Origin of the sequence: Actinacidiphila cocklensis (assembly GCF_907177275.1) — a bacterium.
Taxonomy (GTDB): Bacteria; Actinomycetota; Actinomycetes; order Streptomycetales; family Streptomycetaceae; genus Actinacidiphila; species Actinacidiphila cocklensis.
In genome coordinates this window covers 141,895-156,751 of the sequence record NZ_CAJSLV010000125.1, presented here as the reverse complement: position 1 = coordinate 156,751, position 14,857 = coordinate 141,895, and the positions used below count along the sequence as shown (strand labels likewise).

Sequence of the window (14,857 nt, the reverse complement as noted above, 5' to 3'; positions counted from 1 at the left end):
AAGCCATAAATAGATACGAGGGAACGGCGAGGAGTCAGCGGTACGCCAGCGGTAAAAGGGGCAGACGGATGAGCAGCAACACGACCGCATCGTCAACAGGCTTCGAGCAGGCGCGCGGGCGCGGCCACGGCTACCGCCCCGACCAGGTCGACCGCTTCCTCGAAGAGCTGTCGGAGGACCGCGACGCCGCATGGGAGCGGGCCGCCAGACTCACCGTCCTCGCCAACGAGATGGACGCCGAGTGCGCCGCCCTGCGCGAGCAGGTCGGCGCCCTGCCCCCGGAGAACTTCGAGACCCTCGGCCCCGGCGCCCAGGAGCTGATGCGGCTGGTCGAGGAGGAGGCCGCGGCGGTGCGCGAACGCGCCGAGGTCGAGGCGCAGTACGCCAGGGACGCCGCGGAGACCGCCCGCCGCACCCTCCAGGACGAGGCGCGCGCCGCCGCCTCGGCCCGGCTGGCCGCGGCCGAGGACCAGGCCGAGCGGATGCTCGACGAGGCATGCAGCCGCGCCGCCGAGATCCTCGGCCAGGCCCGCGCCGAGGCCGACGTCGTACGGGGCGAGGCCGGCCAGACGCTGGACGCGATGCGGCAGGACGTCGACCGCGGCGTCGCGGAGGCCGAGCAGGAGCGGCAGGGGCGTTTGGACGCCCTGAAGCACGAACTCGCGGAGCGCGACGCCGGGATCGACAGCCGGCTCGCCGGCCTCCTCGCCGACGCCGAACGGCGGCTCGACGCGGCGCACAGGGAGCGGGCCGCCGCCGAGGAGGCGCTGCGCACGCAGCAGGAGGAGGCCGAGGAGCGGGCCGCCGCGATGCTCTCGCAGGCGCGGCTGCACGAGGAGCGGGTGCGCCGGGACAGCGAGCGGTCGCTGCGCGCGCACGAGGAGCACCGCGACGAGATCCGCGCGCATCTCGCGCATGTGCGGGCCACGCTGGCCTCGCTGACCGGGCGCGAGGGCTCGCCCTCGTAACCCCTCGCCCTCGCAACGCCCCGTCCTCGCAACCCCTCGCCCTCGCGACGCCCCGCCCTCGCGACGCCCCGCCCTGCCGGTCGCTGCCGTGTCCCGGGATCTCGGGCCGGCCGTGGCAGGTCGTGCGGTTCCGCGCGGTGCGCGCGTTCAGGCACCGCCGCGCAAGGGCACCATCGCCGAGACGCGGAAGCCGCCGTCGGCCGTCGGCCCCGCGGCGAAACCGCCGCCGTGGGACATGACGCGCTCCCGCATGCCCATCAGGCCGTGGCCGCCGCTGGGCAGCGGGGTCTGGGGGGAGCCGTCGGAGGGGCCGTTGGTGACGAGGACGGCGACCTCGGCCTCGCGGTAGGCCAGGAGTACGACCGCCTTGGCGCCCGCCGCGTGCTTGTGGACGTTGGTGAGGGCCTCCTGCACGACGCGGTAGACGGTGGCCTCGATCCGGGCGCCGCACGGGCGCTCCGCCCCCTCGACGGCCAGTTCGACGCACATTCCCGCGGCCTGCGACTCCTCGACCAGTGCGGCGAGCAGCGCAAGGCTCGGCCCTTCCGCCTCGGTGTCGAGGCGGACGACGGCGGCAGCGGCTGCGGCGGTGGCTGCGGCCGGTGCCGGTACGGGCACCGCGGCCGTCCGCAGCACCCCCAGCATCTGGCGCAGTTCGGTGAGCGCCTGCCGCCCCATGTCGCCGAGCAGTTCCGCGCTGGCCGACGCCTTCTGCGGGTCCTTGAGCGCGACCGCCTTGAGCGCGGCGGCGTGCACGACCATCAGGCTCACCCGGTGCGCGACGACGTCGTGCATGTCGCGGGCGATCCGGGTGCGCTCCTCGGCCCTGGCCCGTTCGGCGCGCTCGGCGGCCTTCTCCGCGAGCAGTTCCAGCTCGCGCTCCAGGCCGTCCGCCCGCTCCCGCAGGCTCTCCACGAGGCGGCGCCTGGCGCGTACGTAGAGGCCGAGCAGCACCGGCGGCCCGGTCAGGCCCAGGGCCATCAGGGCCGCGACGCTCAGCGCCAGCGGCATCCGCAGCGAGGTGCTGCTGTCGGGGTCGCGCAGGTTGTCCTGGAACTGGAGGAAGGCGACGAGCATCGTGCCGAAGCCGTTCATCCCGGCCAGTGCGGCGGTGATCCGCCGCGGCACCTCGGAGGCGGCCAGGGTGTAGAGGCCGACCAGGGAGAGCATGAAGCCCATCTGGGCCGGCGTCATGGCGATGCTGACCAGCACCACCGCGACCGGCCAGCGCCGCCGCAGCACCAGGACCGCGCCGACGAGCACGCCGAGCAGCGCCCCCGCGCCGGTGAGGATGCCGGTGCGGTCGGCGAAGGTCGCGCCCTCGAAGGAGCACTCGATCGCGGAGACCGCGGCCAGCGTGACGTCCAGCACGAAACTGCGCCGCCGCTGCCACCACCACCAGCCGGGGCGGCGCGGCCGGGCCAACGCGATGGCGACCGCCGCACCTCCTCCGGCGCCGTCGTCCGGTACGTGCGCCCCCGTCGTACTCATGGCGTCCAGCGTAGGCGGTGCAGGTACCGGTGCACCGGGCGCATACCGGCCGGGCACCGGGGCGTCACCGGCAGGTCTTCCGCCGTACGCGTCGGCGCTGCCCGGGGCGGCACGAGCTGTCCGCCTGGTGGGCTGGCCGTCTCGCCGGACGGGCCGCGACCTATCCTTGAACGGCCGGACAGCGCGGTCCGCGAGTACGCCGTCCACTTCCCCTGCACAAGGAGCCGCACCTGTGAGCAGCGCCGACACCGCCCCGGACAGCAGTACCGCCAGCAGTACCGCCCTGCGTGCCGACATCCGACGCCTGGGAGAGCTGCTCGGCGGCACCCTGGTGCGGCAGGAGGGCCAGGAACTGCTCGACCTGGTCGAGAAGGTCCGTGCACTGACCCGCAGCGACGGCGAGGCAGCCGCCGCACTGCTGGGCGACACCGACCTGGAGACCGCCGCGAAGCTGGTCCGTGCCTTCTCCACCTACTTCCACCTGGCGAACGTCACCGAGCAGGTGCACCGCGGCCGCGAGCTGCGCTCCCGCCGGGCCGTCGAGGGCGGGCTGCTCGCCCAGACCGCCGACCTGCTCAAGGACGGCGACCCCGAGCACGTACGCGAGTCCGTCCGCAACCTCAACGTGCGGCCGGTCTTCACCGCGCACCCCACCGAGGCGGCCCGCCGCTCGGTGCTGAACAAGCTGCGGCGGATCGCCGAGCTGATGGAGGACGGCCACGGCAACGGCGAGGGCAGCACCGGCGACCGGCGCCGCGCCGACCTGCGGCTGGCCGAGAACATCGACCTGCTGTGGCAGACCGACGAGCTGCGGGTGGTGCGGCCCGAGCCCGCGGACGAGGCGCGCAACGCGATCTACTACCTCGACGAGCTGCACGCGGGCGCGGTCGGCGACGTCCTGGAGGACCTGGCCGCCGAGCTGGAGCGGGTCGGTGTGCCGCTGCCGGCGCAGACCCGCCCGCTGACCTTCGGCACCTGGATCGGCGGCGACCGGGACGGCAACCCGAACGTGACGCCCGAGGTCACCTGGGACGTGCTGATCCTGCAGCACGAGCACGGCATCACCGACGCGCTGGAACTGGTCGACTTCCTGCGCGGCGCGCTGTCCAACTCGATCCGCAACTCCGGCGCGAGCAGCGAGCTGCTGGACTCGCTGGCCACCGACCTGGTGGCGCTGCCCGAGATCAGCCCGCGCTACAAGCGGCTCAACGCCGAGGAGCCCTACCGGCTCAAGGCCACCTGCATCCGGCAGAAGCTGATCAACACCCGGGAGCGGCTGGCCGCCGGCACCCCGCACGTGCCGGGACGCGACTACCTGGGCACCGCGGGGCTGCTCCAGGACCTCCAGCAGATCCAGGACTCGCTGCGCGCCCACCGCGGCGGCCTGATCGCCGACGGCCGGATGGACCGGACGATCCGCACCCTGTCGGCGTTCGGCCTGCAGCTGGCGACGATGGACGTGCGCGAGCACGCCGAGGCCCACCACCACGCGCTCGGCCAGCTCTTCGACCGGCTCGGCGAGGAGTCCTGGCGGTACGCCGACATGCCGCGCGACTACCGCCGCAAGCTGCTCGCCAAGGAGCTGCGCTCGCGCCGCCCGCTGGCGCCGACCCCGGCGCCGCTGGACGAGGCGGGCGCCAAGACGCTCGGCGTCTTCCACACCATCAGGGAGGCCTTCGAGCGCTTCGGCCCCGAGGTCGTGGAGTCGTACATCATCTCGATGTGCCTGGGCTCCGACGACGTCTTCGCCGCCGCGGTGCTGGCCCGCGAGGCCGGCCTGATCGACCTGCACACCGGGGTCGCCAGGATCGGCATCGTGCCGCTGCTGGAGACCACCGACGAGCTGAAGATCGCCGACAAGCTGCTGGACGAGATGCTGTCCGACCCGTCCTACCGGCGGCTGGTGTCGCTGCGCGGCGACGTGCAGGAGGTGATGCTCGGCTACTCCGACTCCTCGAAGTTCGGCGGCATCACCACCTCGCAGTGGGAGATCCACCGCGCCCAGCGCCGGCTGCGCGACGTGGCGCACCGGCACGGGGTGCGGCTGCGGCTCTTCCACGGCCGTGGCGGCACCGTCGGCCGCGGCGGCGGCCCCTCGCACACCGCGATCCTGGCCCAGCCCTGGGGCACCCTGGAGGGCGAGATCAAGGTGACCGAGCAGGGCGAGGTCATCTCCGACAAGTACCTGATCCCCTCGCTGGCGCGGGAGAACCTGGAGCTGACGGTCGCCGCCACGCTGCAGGCGTCGGCCCTGCACACCGCGCCCCGGCAGTCGGACGAGGCGCTGGCGCGCTGGGACGCGGCCATGGACATCGTGTCCGAGGCCGCCCACGGCGCGTACCGCAGGCTGGTCGAGGACCCCGACCTGCCGCCGTACTTCTTCGCCTCCACGCCGGTCGACCAGCTCGGCGAGCTGCACCTGGGCTCCCGCCCGTCCCGCCGCCCCGACTCCGGTGCGGGGCTCGACGGGCTGCGGGCCATCCCGTGGGTCTTCGGCTGGACGCAGTCCCGGCAGATCGTCCCCGGCTGGTTCGGCGTCGGTACGGGCCTGAAGGCGGCCCGCGAGGCCGGTCTGGACTCGGTGCTCGAAGAGGCGCACGGCCAGTGGCACTTCTTCCGCAACTTCCTGTCCAACGTCGAGATGACGCTGGCCAAGACCGACCTGCGGATCGCCCGCCACTACGTCGACTCCCTGGTGCCGGACGAGCTGAAGCACGTCTTCGACGCGATCGAGGCCGAGCACGAGCTGACCGTGCGCGAGGTGCTGCGGCTGACCGGCGAGTCGGAACTGCTCGCCGCGAGCCCGGTGCTGGCGCAGACCTTCCACATCCGCGACCAGTACCTGGACCCGATCTCCTACCTCCAGGTGACGCTGCTGGCCCGGCAGCGCGAGGCGGCCGCCCGCGGCGACGAGCCCGACCCGCTGCTGTCCCGCGCCCTGCTGCTGACGGTCAACGGCGTGGCGGCGGGCCTGCGCAACACCGGCTGATCCGGACGCGGCTCCCCCCGACAGGAGACAGAGCCGCCCCCGAACCCGTCAGGGCTCGGGGGCGGCTCTACTCGTACGCGGTCAGTTCTTGCGGTGGCCGATCAGCCGGGGCCTGGGCTCCAGGCCTGACAGGCCGTTCCAGGAGAGGTTCACCAGGTGGGCGACGACCTCGGCCTTGTCGGGGCGCTGGGCGTCCAGCCACCACTGGCCGGTCAGCGCGACCATGCCGACCAGCGCCTGGGCGTACATCGGGGCGAGCTTGGGGTCGAAGCCGCGCTGCTTGAACTCATGGCCGAGGATGTCCTCGACCTGGGTGGCGATGTCGCTGATCAGCGAGGCGAAGGTGCCGGTGGTCTGGGTGACCGGCGAGTCGCGCACCAGGATGCGGAAGCCGTCGGTGTACCGCTCGATGTAGTCGACCAGCGCGAAGGCGGCCTGTTCGAGCAGCTCGCGCGGGTGGCCGCCGGTGAGGGCGCCGGTGACCATGTCGAGCAGCCGGCGCATCTCCCGGTCGACGACGACGGCGTAGAGGCCCTCCTTGCCGCCGAAGTGCTCGTAGACCACGGGCTTGGAGACGCCGGCCTTGTGGGCGATCTCCTCGACGGACGTCCCCTCGAAGCCGCGTTCCGCGAACAGCGTCCGACCGATGTCGAGCAGCTGCTCGCGGCGCTCCTTGCCGGTCATACGGACCCGGCGCGTGCGGCGCGCGGCGGATCCCGGGGAGGTTGCGGAGCTCGTCGTCGCCCTGTCGTCTCTGCCGTCGCTCACAGATCAATCATGCCGCTTCTTTGACGTCTTCTTGGCGTCGGGCGGCAATCCGCTCCGGGGTCGGCCAGCGGACGTCGGTGGCCCAGCCCGCCATCTCGAACCAGCGGATGGCGCGCGCGCTGGAGTCGATCTGGCCGCGCAGCACGCCGTGCCTGGCGCTGGTGGGGTCGGCGTGGTGGAGGTTGTGCCACGACTCGCCGCAGGAGAGCACCGCGAGCCACCACACGTTGCCCGAGCGGTCGCGCGACTTGAACGGGCGCTTGCCCACCGCGTGGCAGATGGAGTTGATCGACCAGGTCACGTGGTGCAGCAGAGCCACCCGAACGAGCGACCCCCAGAAGAAGGCGGTGAAGGCGCCATACCACGACATGGTGGCCAGGCCGCCCACCACCGGCGGCAGCAGCAGGGAGATCGCCGTCCACAGCCAGAAGTCGCGGGAGATGCGGCGGATCGCGGGGTCCCTGATCAGGTCGGGGGCGAACTTCTCCTGCGAGGTCTGCTCCTCGTCGAAGAGCCAGCCCATGTGCGCCCACCACAGGCCCTTCATCAGCGCGGGCAGCGTCTCGCCGTACCGCCACGGGCTGTGCGGGTCGCCTTCCGCGTCGCTGAACTTGTGGTGCCTGCGGTGGTCCGCGACCCAGCGCACGATCGGCCCCTCGACGGCCATCGAACCGGCGATGGCCAGCGCGATCTTCAGCGGCCTGTTGGCCTTGAACGAGCCGTGGGTGAAGTGCCGGTGGAAGCCGATGGTGATGCCGTGGCAGCCCAGGAAGTACATCCCCACCATCAGGCCGAGGTCGAGCCAGCTCATGCCGCGGCCCCACGCCAGCGGCACCGCGGCGGCCAGAGCCACGAAGGGGATGCAGATGAAGATCAGCAGTGCGATCTGCTCGATGGAGCGCTTGCTCTCACCTCCGAGCGTGGCGCTGGACTGCGCTTCCTGTCCTGACGTCCCGGGGTCCGGATCCCGGGACTCGGTGATCACGTCCGGCTGTGTGGTCATGTCTGTCCCTCGCGGATGTGGAAGTGGGGGGCGGTTATCTGCGGTTACGTCCGTAACCTACGCCGCCGTAAGTATTGCAGCGGCGCACGGCGGGCGACAGGACCGTGTCGGGCGTCCGCCGAACGATCCCTACCCGGATCTCCGTCGCGTCCACCCCGCCGGGTACGGCATGATGGGACCGACTGGTCGGCCGTTCCCGACGCGACACGGGGAAGGTCGAGTTGATCCGCCGTGGTGTAATGGCAGCACTGGGGCTTTTGGTGCCTTAAGTCCGGGTTCGAGTCCTGGCGGCGGAGCAGTACGTGGTCGTAGCCGGGAAGCCCTCGGTATCCTGCGGGTGTCCTGCACTCGAAGCCCAGGAGTCTCCCCTGTGAGCGCCACACGCCCGGCTGCCGTCGTCGTCCTCGCCGCGGGTGAGGGCACTCGCATGAAGTCGGCCACCCCCAAGGTCCTGCACCCGATCTGCGGCCGCACGCTGCTCGGCCACGTGGTCGCCGCGGCCCGCGAGCTGGAACCCGAGCAGCTGGTCGTCGTCGTCGGACACGGGCGCGAGCAGGTCGTCGAGCACCTGTCGGCGGCCGACCCGGCCGCGCTGACCGCCGTGCAGGAGGAGCAGAACGGCACCGGGCACGCGGTCCGCGTCGGCCTGGAGGAGCTGGCCCGGCAGGGCTTCACCCCGGACGGCACGGTCGTGGTGACCTACGGCGACACCCCGCTGCTGACCGCCGAGACGCTGGCCACCCTGGTGGCCGCGCACCGCGCCGACGCCAACGCGGTGACCGTGCTGACCGCGAGGGTCCCCGACCCGACCGGCTACGGGCGGATCGTGCGCGACCTGACCGACGGCCAGGTCAGCGCGATCGTCGAGCAGAAGGACGCCTCGCCCGACCAGCAGGCCATCAGCGAGATCAACTCCGGCGTCTACGCCTACGACGCCGCCCTGCTCGCGGAGGCGCTGACCAAGGTCACCACCGACAACTCGCAGGCCGAGGAGTACCTGACCGACACCCTGGCGATCCTGCGCCAGGCGGGCCACCGGGTGGGCGCCTACACGGCGGCCGACCACCGCGAGATCGCCGGGGTGAACAACCGGGTGCAGCTCGCCGAGGCCCGCCGGGTCCTCAACGACCGGCTGCTGCAGCGCGCCATGCTGGACGGCGCCACGATCGTCGACCCGGGCTCCACCTGGCTGGACGCCGGCGTGGTGCTGGAGCGCGACACCCTGATCCACCCCAACACCCAGCTGCTCGGCAGCACCAGGGTGGCCCAGGGCGCCGAGGTCGGCCCGAACTGCACGCTCACCGACACGGTGGTCGGCGCGGACGCCCGGGTGTCGAACACGGTCGCGCAGGAGGCCGAGATCGGCCCGGAGGCGAACGTGGGGCCGTACGCGTACCTGCGGCCCGGCGCCAGGCTCGGCAGGGGCGCCAAGGCGGGGACGTACGTCGAGATGAAGAACGCCTCGATCGGCGACGGCACCAAGGTGCCGCACCTGAGCTACGTGGGCGACGCCACCATCGGCGACCACACCAACATCGGCGCGGCCAGCGTCTTCGTCAACTACGACGGCGAGGCCAAGCACCACACCACGGTCGGCAGTTACTGCAAGACCGGCTCCGACAACATGTTCGTCGCCCCGGTGGTGATCGGCGACGGCGCCTACACGGCGGCCGGCTCGGTGATCACCAAGGACGTGCCCGCCGGGTCGCTCGCGGTGGCCCGCGGGCAGCAGCGCAACATCGAGGGCTGGGTCGCCCGCAAGCGCCCGGGCAGCGCGGCCGCGCAGGCGGCGGAGCGGGCCAAGGAGTCCGAGTGACCCTTGCGGGAGGGTGGCGCGGCGCGTCTTCGAACGGGTGAGCCGCGCCTTTCCGCAGGCCCCGCGCGCGTCGTCGAACGGGTGAGTGAGGGCCGTCTCATCGGCCCCTCCGAGGTGCACAGATGCGCCGGAGGGGGCGTACCGTGTGGGGTGCACACAATTCCGCCAGCACGCCCACTTCGGGGCGTCGCTGTGTCGAACACCAGTCGAACACCAAGGAGACGGTGCAGTGACCGGGATCAAGACGACCGGTGAGAAGAAGCTGATGCTCTTCTCCGGCCGCGCCCACCCCGATCTGGCGGAGGCGGTGGCACGGGAACTCGAGGTCGAGCTGGTGCCGACCAAGGCTTTCGACTTCGCCAACGGCGAGATCTACGTGCGGTTCCAGGAGTCGGCGCGCGGCGCCGACTGCTTCTTGATCCAGAGCCACACCCGCCCCATCAACCAGTGGATCATGGAGCAGCTGATCATGCTGGACGCCCTGAAGAGGGCCTCGGCGCGCAGCATCACCGTGATCGTCCCCTTCTACGGGTACGCCCGGCAGGACAAGAAGCACCGCGGCCGCGAGCCGATCTCGGCCCGCCTGATGGCCGACCTGTTCAAGACCGCGGGCGCCGACCGCATCCTGACCGTCGACCTGCACACCGACCAGATCCAGGGCTTCTTCGACGGCCCGGTCGACCACCTGTTCGCGCTGCCGATCCTGGCGGACTACGTCGGCTCCAAGGTCGACCGCGACAAGCTGACCGTGGTCTCGCCGGACGCCGGCCGGGTCCGGGTCGCCGACCGCTGGTGCGACCGGCTGGGCGCCCCGCTGGCCATCGTGCACAAGCGCCGCGACCCCGACGTCGCCAACCAGGTGAAGGTCCACGAGGTCGTCGGCGACGTCAAGGGCCGGGTCTGCGTGCTGGTCGACGACATGATCGACACCGGCGGCACGATCTGCGCCGCGGCCGACGCGCTGTTCGCCAACGGCGCCGAGGACGTCATCGTCACCGCGACGCACGGCGTGCTGTCCGGCCCGGCGGCCGACCGGCTGAAGAACTCCAAGGTCAGCGAGTTCATCCTGACCGACACGCTGCCCACCCCCGGCGAGCTGAACCTCGACAAGATCACCGTGCTGTCGATGGCGCCGACCATCGCCAACGCGGTGCGCGAGGTCTTCGAGGACGGCTCGGTGACCAGCCTGTTCGAGGACAGCCACTAGAGATCGATTTCGTCCGGGGCCTCCCCGCCGGTTACGCTGTGCGCGTTGCTCGGCGAGGGAGGCCCCGGACGTCTGCGTCCGGACCCGGCTCCGTTATCGACGCGCTCCTCATCCTTGTGGATTCGTGGATCGGCCCGTCGGGGCCGGGCGACCGTACCGTCTGCCACCACGAGGAGTGAACCTCATGTCCGAGGTCAAGATCGTCGCCCAGCTGCGCACCGAGTTCGGCAAGGGCGCCGCCCGCCGCATCCGCCGGTCCGCCCAGGTTCCCGCCGTCGTCTACGGCCACGGCGCCGACCCCAAGCACGTCTCCGTCCCCGGCCACGAGCTGCTGCTCGCGCTGCGCACCGCGAACGTCCTGATCTCGCTGGACATCGACGGCAAGTCCGAGCTGGTCATCCCCAAGGCCGTGCAGCGCGACCCGCTGAAGGGCTTCCTGGAGCACGTCGACCTGCTGTCGGTCAAGCGCGGCGAGAAGGTCACCGTCGAGATCCCGGTCAGCACCGAGGGCGAGCTGGCCCCCGGCGGCAACCTGCTGGAGCACGTGCTCAACACCCTGCCGGTCGAGGCCGAGGCCACCCACATCCCCGAGGGCGTCACGGTTAACGTCGAGGGCCTGGAGGCCGGTGCCTCCATCCTCGCCAAGGACATCGCGCTGCCGAAGGGCACCACGCTGGCCGTCGACGAGGACGCCGTCGTGATCCAGGTCGTGGCCGCGCAGGCCGAGGTCACCGAGGAGGCCGAGGAAGAGGGCGAGGCCGCCGAGGAGGCCGCTCCCGCCGAGGAAGCCGCCGCAGAAGAGGCCTGATCCGGCGTCACCGTCCGGTGACTCCCGGCCGCCGCCGTACCCTTCGGGGTGCGGCGGCGGATTCGCGTTCCGCTCCCCGCACGACGCACCTTCCGCGGCACCGCACCGCGCCCGCACCCGCACCCGCCCCGAGACCTGGAGACGTGGATGAGCGACAGCACAGCGCCCTGGCTGGTGGCCGGGCTGGGCAATCCGGGACCGGAGTACGCGGCGAACCGGCACAACATCGGCTTCATGGTGGCCGACCTGCTGGCCGAGCGGATCGGCGGGAGATTCAAGCGCTCGGGCAAGGCGCAGGCCCAGGTCGTGGAGGGCCGGATCGGCCCGCCGGGACCCGCGAGCCGGCGGGTGGTGCTGGCCAAGCCGATGACGTTCATGAACCTGTCCGGCGGCCCGGTCACCGCGCTCAAGGACTTCTACAAGGTGCCGACCGAGCGGATCATCGCCGTCCACGACGAGCTGGACATCCCCTACGCCACGCTGCGGCTCAAGCTCGGCGGCGGCGACAACGGCCACAACGGGCTGAAGTCGATCACCAAGTCGCTGGGTCCGGACTACCTGCGGGTGCGGGCCGGCATCGGCCGGCCGCCCGGGCGGATGGACGTGGCCGCCTTCGTGCTCAAGGACTTCTCCGCGACCGAGCGCAAGGAGCTGGACTGGTTCGTGGACCGGGCCGCCGACGCCGTCGAGGCGCTGATCGCGGACGGCCTGGAGCGCGCGCAGAGCACGTACAACAGCTGACCGCGGCGGCAGCGGGCCACCAGGTTTGACCGGACGGCATGCCATGGCCAAAGATCGCCCGCATGGTCAAACGGAGCCGTTCCCGCCGGGTGGCGGAAGGCGCTTGGGGACTGGTGCTGCTGGCCCGGGTCGCCGGCGTGACCGCGGTGGTGGTGCTGCTGCTGGTGTCGGGCGCCTGGGACTCGTGGCGGACCGCGCAGCACGTGATGCTCACCAAGGGCCGCGAGCGCGGCACGATGACGCTGGTGAGCTGCGGCGACTCGGTCTGCACCGGCCCCTTCGCGCCCAAGGGCACCGCCACCGCCCGCGCCAAGGTCACGATCAGCCTGCCGATCAGGCACACCACCGGCGCGAAGATACCCGTCGCCATCGAGCCGGGTACGGACAAGGCCGTCAGGGCCGGCTGGGGCGGCGTGCTGTTCGCCTGGGTGCCCTTCGGCGGCGCCCTGCTGCTGGCCGCCGTCGTCCTGGCCGGCGGCCTGCGGATGCACCGCACCGCCTGGGCCACGGCCGGCTGCGGCGCGGCGCTGCTGGCCGGCGCCTTCCTGACCCTGTAGGCGGGTCCGCCCCCGGCCCGGGTGGGCACGGGGGCGGACGGTTCACCGGGCGGTGCCGGCGGAGCCGGCGGCCGTGCGGGCGACGGCGAAGATCCGCCGGAAGGGGAAGACCGTGCCGTGCGGCCCCGGCGGATACGCCTTGCGCAGCAGGTCGCGGTACTGGCCGACGAACTCGCGCGCCGCCTCCGGGTCGCCGTCCAGCGCGGTCAGGACCGGGCGCAGGGCGGTGCCCTTGGTCCACTCCAGGACCGGGTCCTCGCCCTGCAGCAGCTGCACGTAGGTGGACTCCCAGACGTCCACCTCCGCGCAGCCGAGCTCGGTGAGGCGTTCCAGGTACTCGGCGGGGCTGAGGATGTGGACGTACCGCCTGCCGTGGCCGTCGAGCCGCCCGCGCCACTGCGGGGTGTCGCACAGCTCGGCGAGCAGGGCGTGGCTGGGCGCGGTGAAGTTGCCGGGCACCTGGAAGGCGAGGGTGCCGCCGGGGGTGAGGTGGTCGAGCCAGTCGCCGAAGCGGTCGGCGTGGCCCGGCACCCACTGGAGCGCGGCGTTGGAGACGATCAGGTCGTACGGCTCGTCCGGCGTCCATTCGGCGGCGTCGGCGCGGCGGAAGTCCAGGGTGCCGCCGCCCGGGGTGGGTCCGGCGTGCTCCGCGGCCGAGGCGAGCATCTCGCGGGAGCTGTCGAGGCCGGTGACACGGGCGGCCGGCCAGCGGTCGGCGAGCAGTGCGGTGACGTTGCCGGGGCCGCAGCCGACGTCGGCTATCCGGGGGGTGTCACCGCCGGGCGGTTCGGCGACCCGGGCGAGAAGGTCGAGGAAAGGGCGGGTGCGGTGGGTGGCGTGCCGGAGATACTGGTGTGGGTCCCACGTCGGTGCTGCGTGCATCGTTCGTACTCCCTGGGTGGTACGGAACCGCTGCCGAAAGCGGAAGGCCAGGTTCTGCCCTTCGCTTCCAGAGTCCTCCCCCGGTTATCTTGATGTCAAGAGACTTCATATCGACAGACCTATTACACTGATCTCCATGGAGGACGAGGTCGACCGTCTGGTCGCTGCATGGCGCCGTGAGCGCCCCGACCTCGACGTCGAACCGCTGGAGGTGCTCAGCCGGGTCAGCAGGCTCGCGCGGCACCTGGACCGGGCCAGGCGGCTGGCCTTCGCCGAGCACAGCCTGGAGCCGTGGGAGTTCGACGTGCTCACCGCGCTGCGGCGCGCGGGCACCCCGTATCAGCTCTCACCGGGGCAGCTGCTCACCCAGACGCTGGTCACGTCGGGCACGATGACCAACCGGATCGACAGGCTCGCGGAGAAGCGGCTGGTCGAGCGGCTCCCCGACCCCTCGGACCGCCGCGGGGTCCTGGTCAGGCTCACCCCGGCCGGGCAGGACCGCGCCGACCGGGCGCTGGCCGGCCTGCTCGCCCAGGAACGTGCCATCCTGGGCGAGCTGAGCCAGGCCCAGCGGGCCGAACTGGCGGCGCTGCTACGACAGCTGACCGCGCCGTTCGACAACGTCCCCGGCTGAGGGGACCAGTTCCACCGGTCCCACGCCCGCCCGCCGGGCCAGCGCCACGGCCGCGAGCGTCGAGTGCACACCGAGCTTGCCCAGCACGTTCTGCATGTGCGTGCGGACCGTGTGCGGGGACAGGAACAGCCGCTCGGCGACCGCCTTGCGGCCCAGGCCCGCGACCATGCAGCGCAGCACCTCCTGCTCGCGCGGCGTCAGCGACTCGACCAGCTGCTCGCTCTCGGTGCGGTGCCTGCGGGCCGCGGTCAGCTCCCGCAGCACACCGGTCAGCAGGGCGGGCGGCAGATGCGTCTCGTCCCGCAGAACCCCGCGCACCACGGCGAGCAGCCGGGACAGCGAGCAGTCCTTGGCGACCCAGCCGGACGCGCCGGCCTGCAGTGCGACGGCCGCACGATGCGGGTCGTCCCGCTCGGCCAGCACCACCGTGCGGGTGCCCGGGTGTTCCGCGCGGACCCTCTCGACCAGCGCGAGGCCGTCGATGACGGGGTCGCGCGGCTCCGCCCGCCGCTGCTCGGACAGCGGCGGCACGGCGGCCAGTTGCGGCCTGTGGTCCCGCGGACCTGTGCCCAGGTCGGCGTCGACCAGCAGGACGTCGTAGCGCCGGCCGTCGACCGCCGCGCGGTCCAGGCAGCGCTGGGCGGCGGGCCCGCTGCCGGCCGCCGAGACGTCGACGTCGGATTCCGCCGCGAGTGCGGCGGCGAGCGACTCGGCGAAGATGCGATGGTCATCGACGACGAGCACGCGGATTCGTCCCACGGACACCACTCCCGCTGTACGGCACTCCCCCAGTGGCAGGGCCTGTTCGCGTGGGATCCGGCACCCGTGGCGGGACCGCCGCCCCGGGCACGGGTGCCGAATCCCGTGCGTCTCGCCCCCTGATGAACGCCGGCCCCCACCGGCGTTGTGGGAAAAGCGTAGGGGTTTCCCCGGACATTGGCGCCGTCTTGACGGAACTTGCCCATCCGGGCAACTTCGCCCCCTTCGGCAGGG

At 72.4% G+C, this 14,857-nt stretch carries 13 protein-coding genes and 1 tRNA gene; 9 read left to right on the top strand and 5 right to left on the bottom strand.

All coding sequences use genetic code 11. The features are described 5' to 3' along the window. Positions 1–68: 68 nt before the first annotated feature. The gene (locus tag NFU81_RS40040; RefSeq protein WP_251502156.1) at positions 69–968 is read left to right on the top strand and encodes a coiled-coil domain-containing protein; all 900 of its coding nucleotides are present in this window, start codon (positions 69–71) and stop codon (positions 966–968) included. Positions 969–1,115: 147 nt separating this feature from the next. Here the strand turns inward: NFU81_RS40040 and NFU81_RS40035 are convergent, their stop codons facing one another. Further along, entirely contained in the window at positions 1,116–2,459 is a 1,344-nt protein-coding gene (locus NFU81_RS40035) for a sensor histidine kinase (RefSeq protein WP_251502154.1), read from the bottom strand. 232 nt (positions 2,460–2,691) lie between these two features. Between NFU81_RS40035 and ppc the strand changes: the two genes are divergently transcribed. After that, on the top strand, positions 2,692–5,448 hold the full coding sequence (gene ppc, locus NFU81_RS40030) for a phosphoenolpyruvate carboxylase (protein WP_251502151.1): 2,757 nt from the start codon (positions 2,692–2,694) through the stop codon (positions 5,446–5,448). Between the two features lie 81 nt (positions 5,449–5,529). Here ppc and NFU81_RS40025 read toward each other — a convergent pair whose 3' ends face one another. Both NFU81_RS40025 and NFU81_RS40020 read right to left on the bottom strand, forming a co-directional pair. Further along, positions 5,530–6,132, bottom strand: a complete 603-nt coding sequence (locus tag NFU81_RS40025) for a TetR/AcrR family transcriptional regulator (RefSeq protein WP_422665402.1) — start codon at positions 6,130–6,132, stop codon at positions 5,530–5,532. A 91-nt stretch (positions 6,133–6,223) separates the two neighbouring features. Then, on the bottom strand, positions 6,224–7,219 hold the full coding sequence (locus NFU81_RS40020; RefSeq protein WP_251502145.1) for an acyl-CoA desaturase: 996 nt from the start codon (positions 7,217–7,219) through the stop codon (positions 6,224–6,226). A 225-nt stretch (positions 7,220–7,444) separates the two neighbouring features. Between NFU81_RS40020 and NFU81_RS40015 the strand changes: the two genes are divergently transcribed. The 6 genes from NFU81_RS40015 to NFU81_RS39990 all read left to right on the top strand — a co-directional run bounded on the left by NFU81_RS40015 (position 7,445) and on the right by NFU81_RS39990 (position 12,348). Beyond that, positions 7,445–7,515, top strand: a tRNA-Gln gene (locus NFU81_RS40015). A gap of 74 nt (positions 7,516–7,589) precedes the next feature. Next, positions 7,590–9,035 (top strand): bifunctional UDP-N-acetylglucosamine diphosphorylase/glucosamine-1-phosphate N-acetyltransferase GlmU, encoded by a 1,446-nt coding sequence (gene glmU / locus NFU81_RS40010; protein ID WP_251502142.1) that lies wholly within the window; start codon positions 7,590–7,592, stop codon positions 9,033–9,035. 229 nt (positions 9,036–9,264) lie between these two features. Beyond that, positions 9,265–10,242, top strand: coding sequence for a ribose-phosphate diphosphokinase (locus NFU81_RS40005; protein WP_251502139.1), 978 nt, complete (start codon positions 9,265–9,267; stop codon positions 10,240–10,242). 184 nt (positions 10,243–10,426) lie between these two features. Then, on the top strand, positions 10,427–11,050 hold the full coding sequence (locus NFU81_RS40000; protein WP_251502136.1) for a 50S ribosomal protein L25/general stress protein Ctc: 624 nt from the start codon (positions 10,427–10,429) through the stop codon (positions 11,048–11,050). Between the two features lie 147 nt (positions 11,051–11,197). Next, positions 11,198–11,791, top strand: a complete 594-nt coding sequence (gene pth / locus NFU81_RS39995; protein WP_251502133.1) for an aminoacyl-tRNA hydrolase — start codon at positions 11,198–11,200, stop codon at positions 11,789–11,791. A 62-nt stretch (positions 11,792–11,853) separates the two neighbouring features. Next, on the top strand, positions 11,854–12,348 hold the full coding sequence (locus tag NFU81_RS39990; protein WP_251502130.1) for a hypothetical protein: 495 nt from the start codon (positions 11,854–11,856) through the stop codon (positions 12,346–12,348). Between the two features lie 42 nt (positions 12,349–12,390). On the opposite strand, the gene NFU81_RS39985 is transcribed toward NFU81_RS39990, so the two are convergent. Then, positions 12,391–13,230, bottom strand: a complete 840-nt coding sequence (locus NFU81_RS39985) for a trans-aconitate 2-methyltransferase (RefSeq protein WP_251502127.1) — start codon at positions 13,228–13,230, stop codon at positions 12,391–12,393. Between the two features lie 136 nt (positions 13,231–13,366). On the opposite strand from NFU81_RS39985, the gene NFU81_RS39980 reads away from it, so the two are divergent. Beyond that, positions 13,367–13,864, top strand: a complete 498-nt coding sequence (locus NFU81_RS39980) for a MarR family winged helix-turn-helix transcriptional regulator (RefSeq protein ID WP_251502124.1) — start codon at positions 13,367–13,369, stop codon at positions 13,862–13,864. Here NFU81_RS39980 and NFU81_RS39975 read toward each other — a convergent pair. Next, a complete protein-coding gene (locus NFU81_RS39975) occupies positions 13,823–14,623 on the bottom strand; it encodes a response regulator transcription factor (protein WP_251502122.1) in 801 nt (266 codons plus the stop codon). The genes NFU81_RS39980 and NFU81_RS39975 overlap by 42 nt on opposite strands. Positions 14,624–14,857 lie beyond the last annotated feature (234 nt).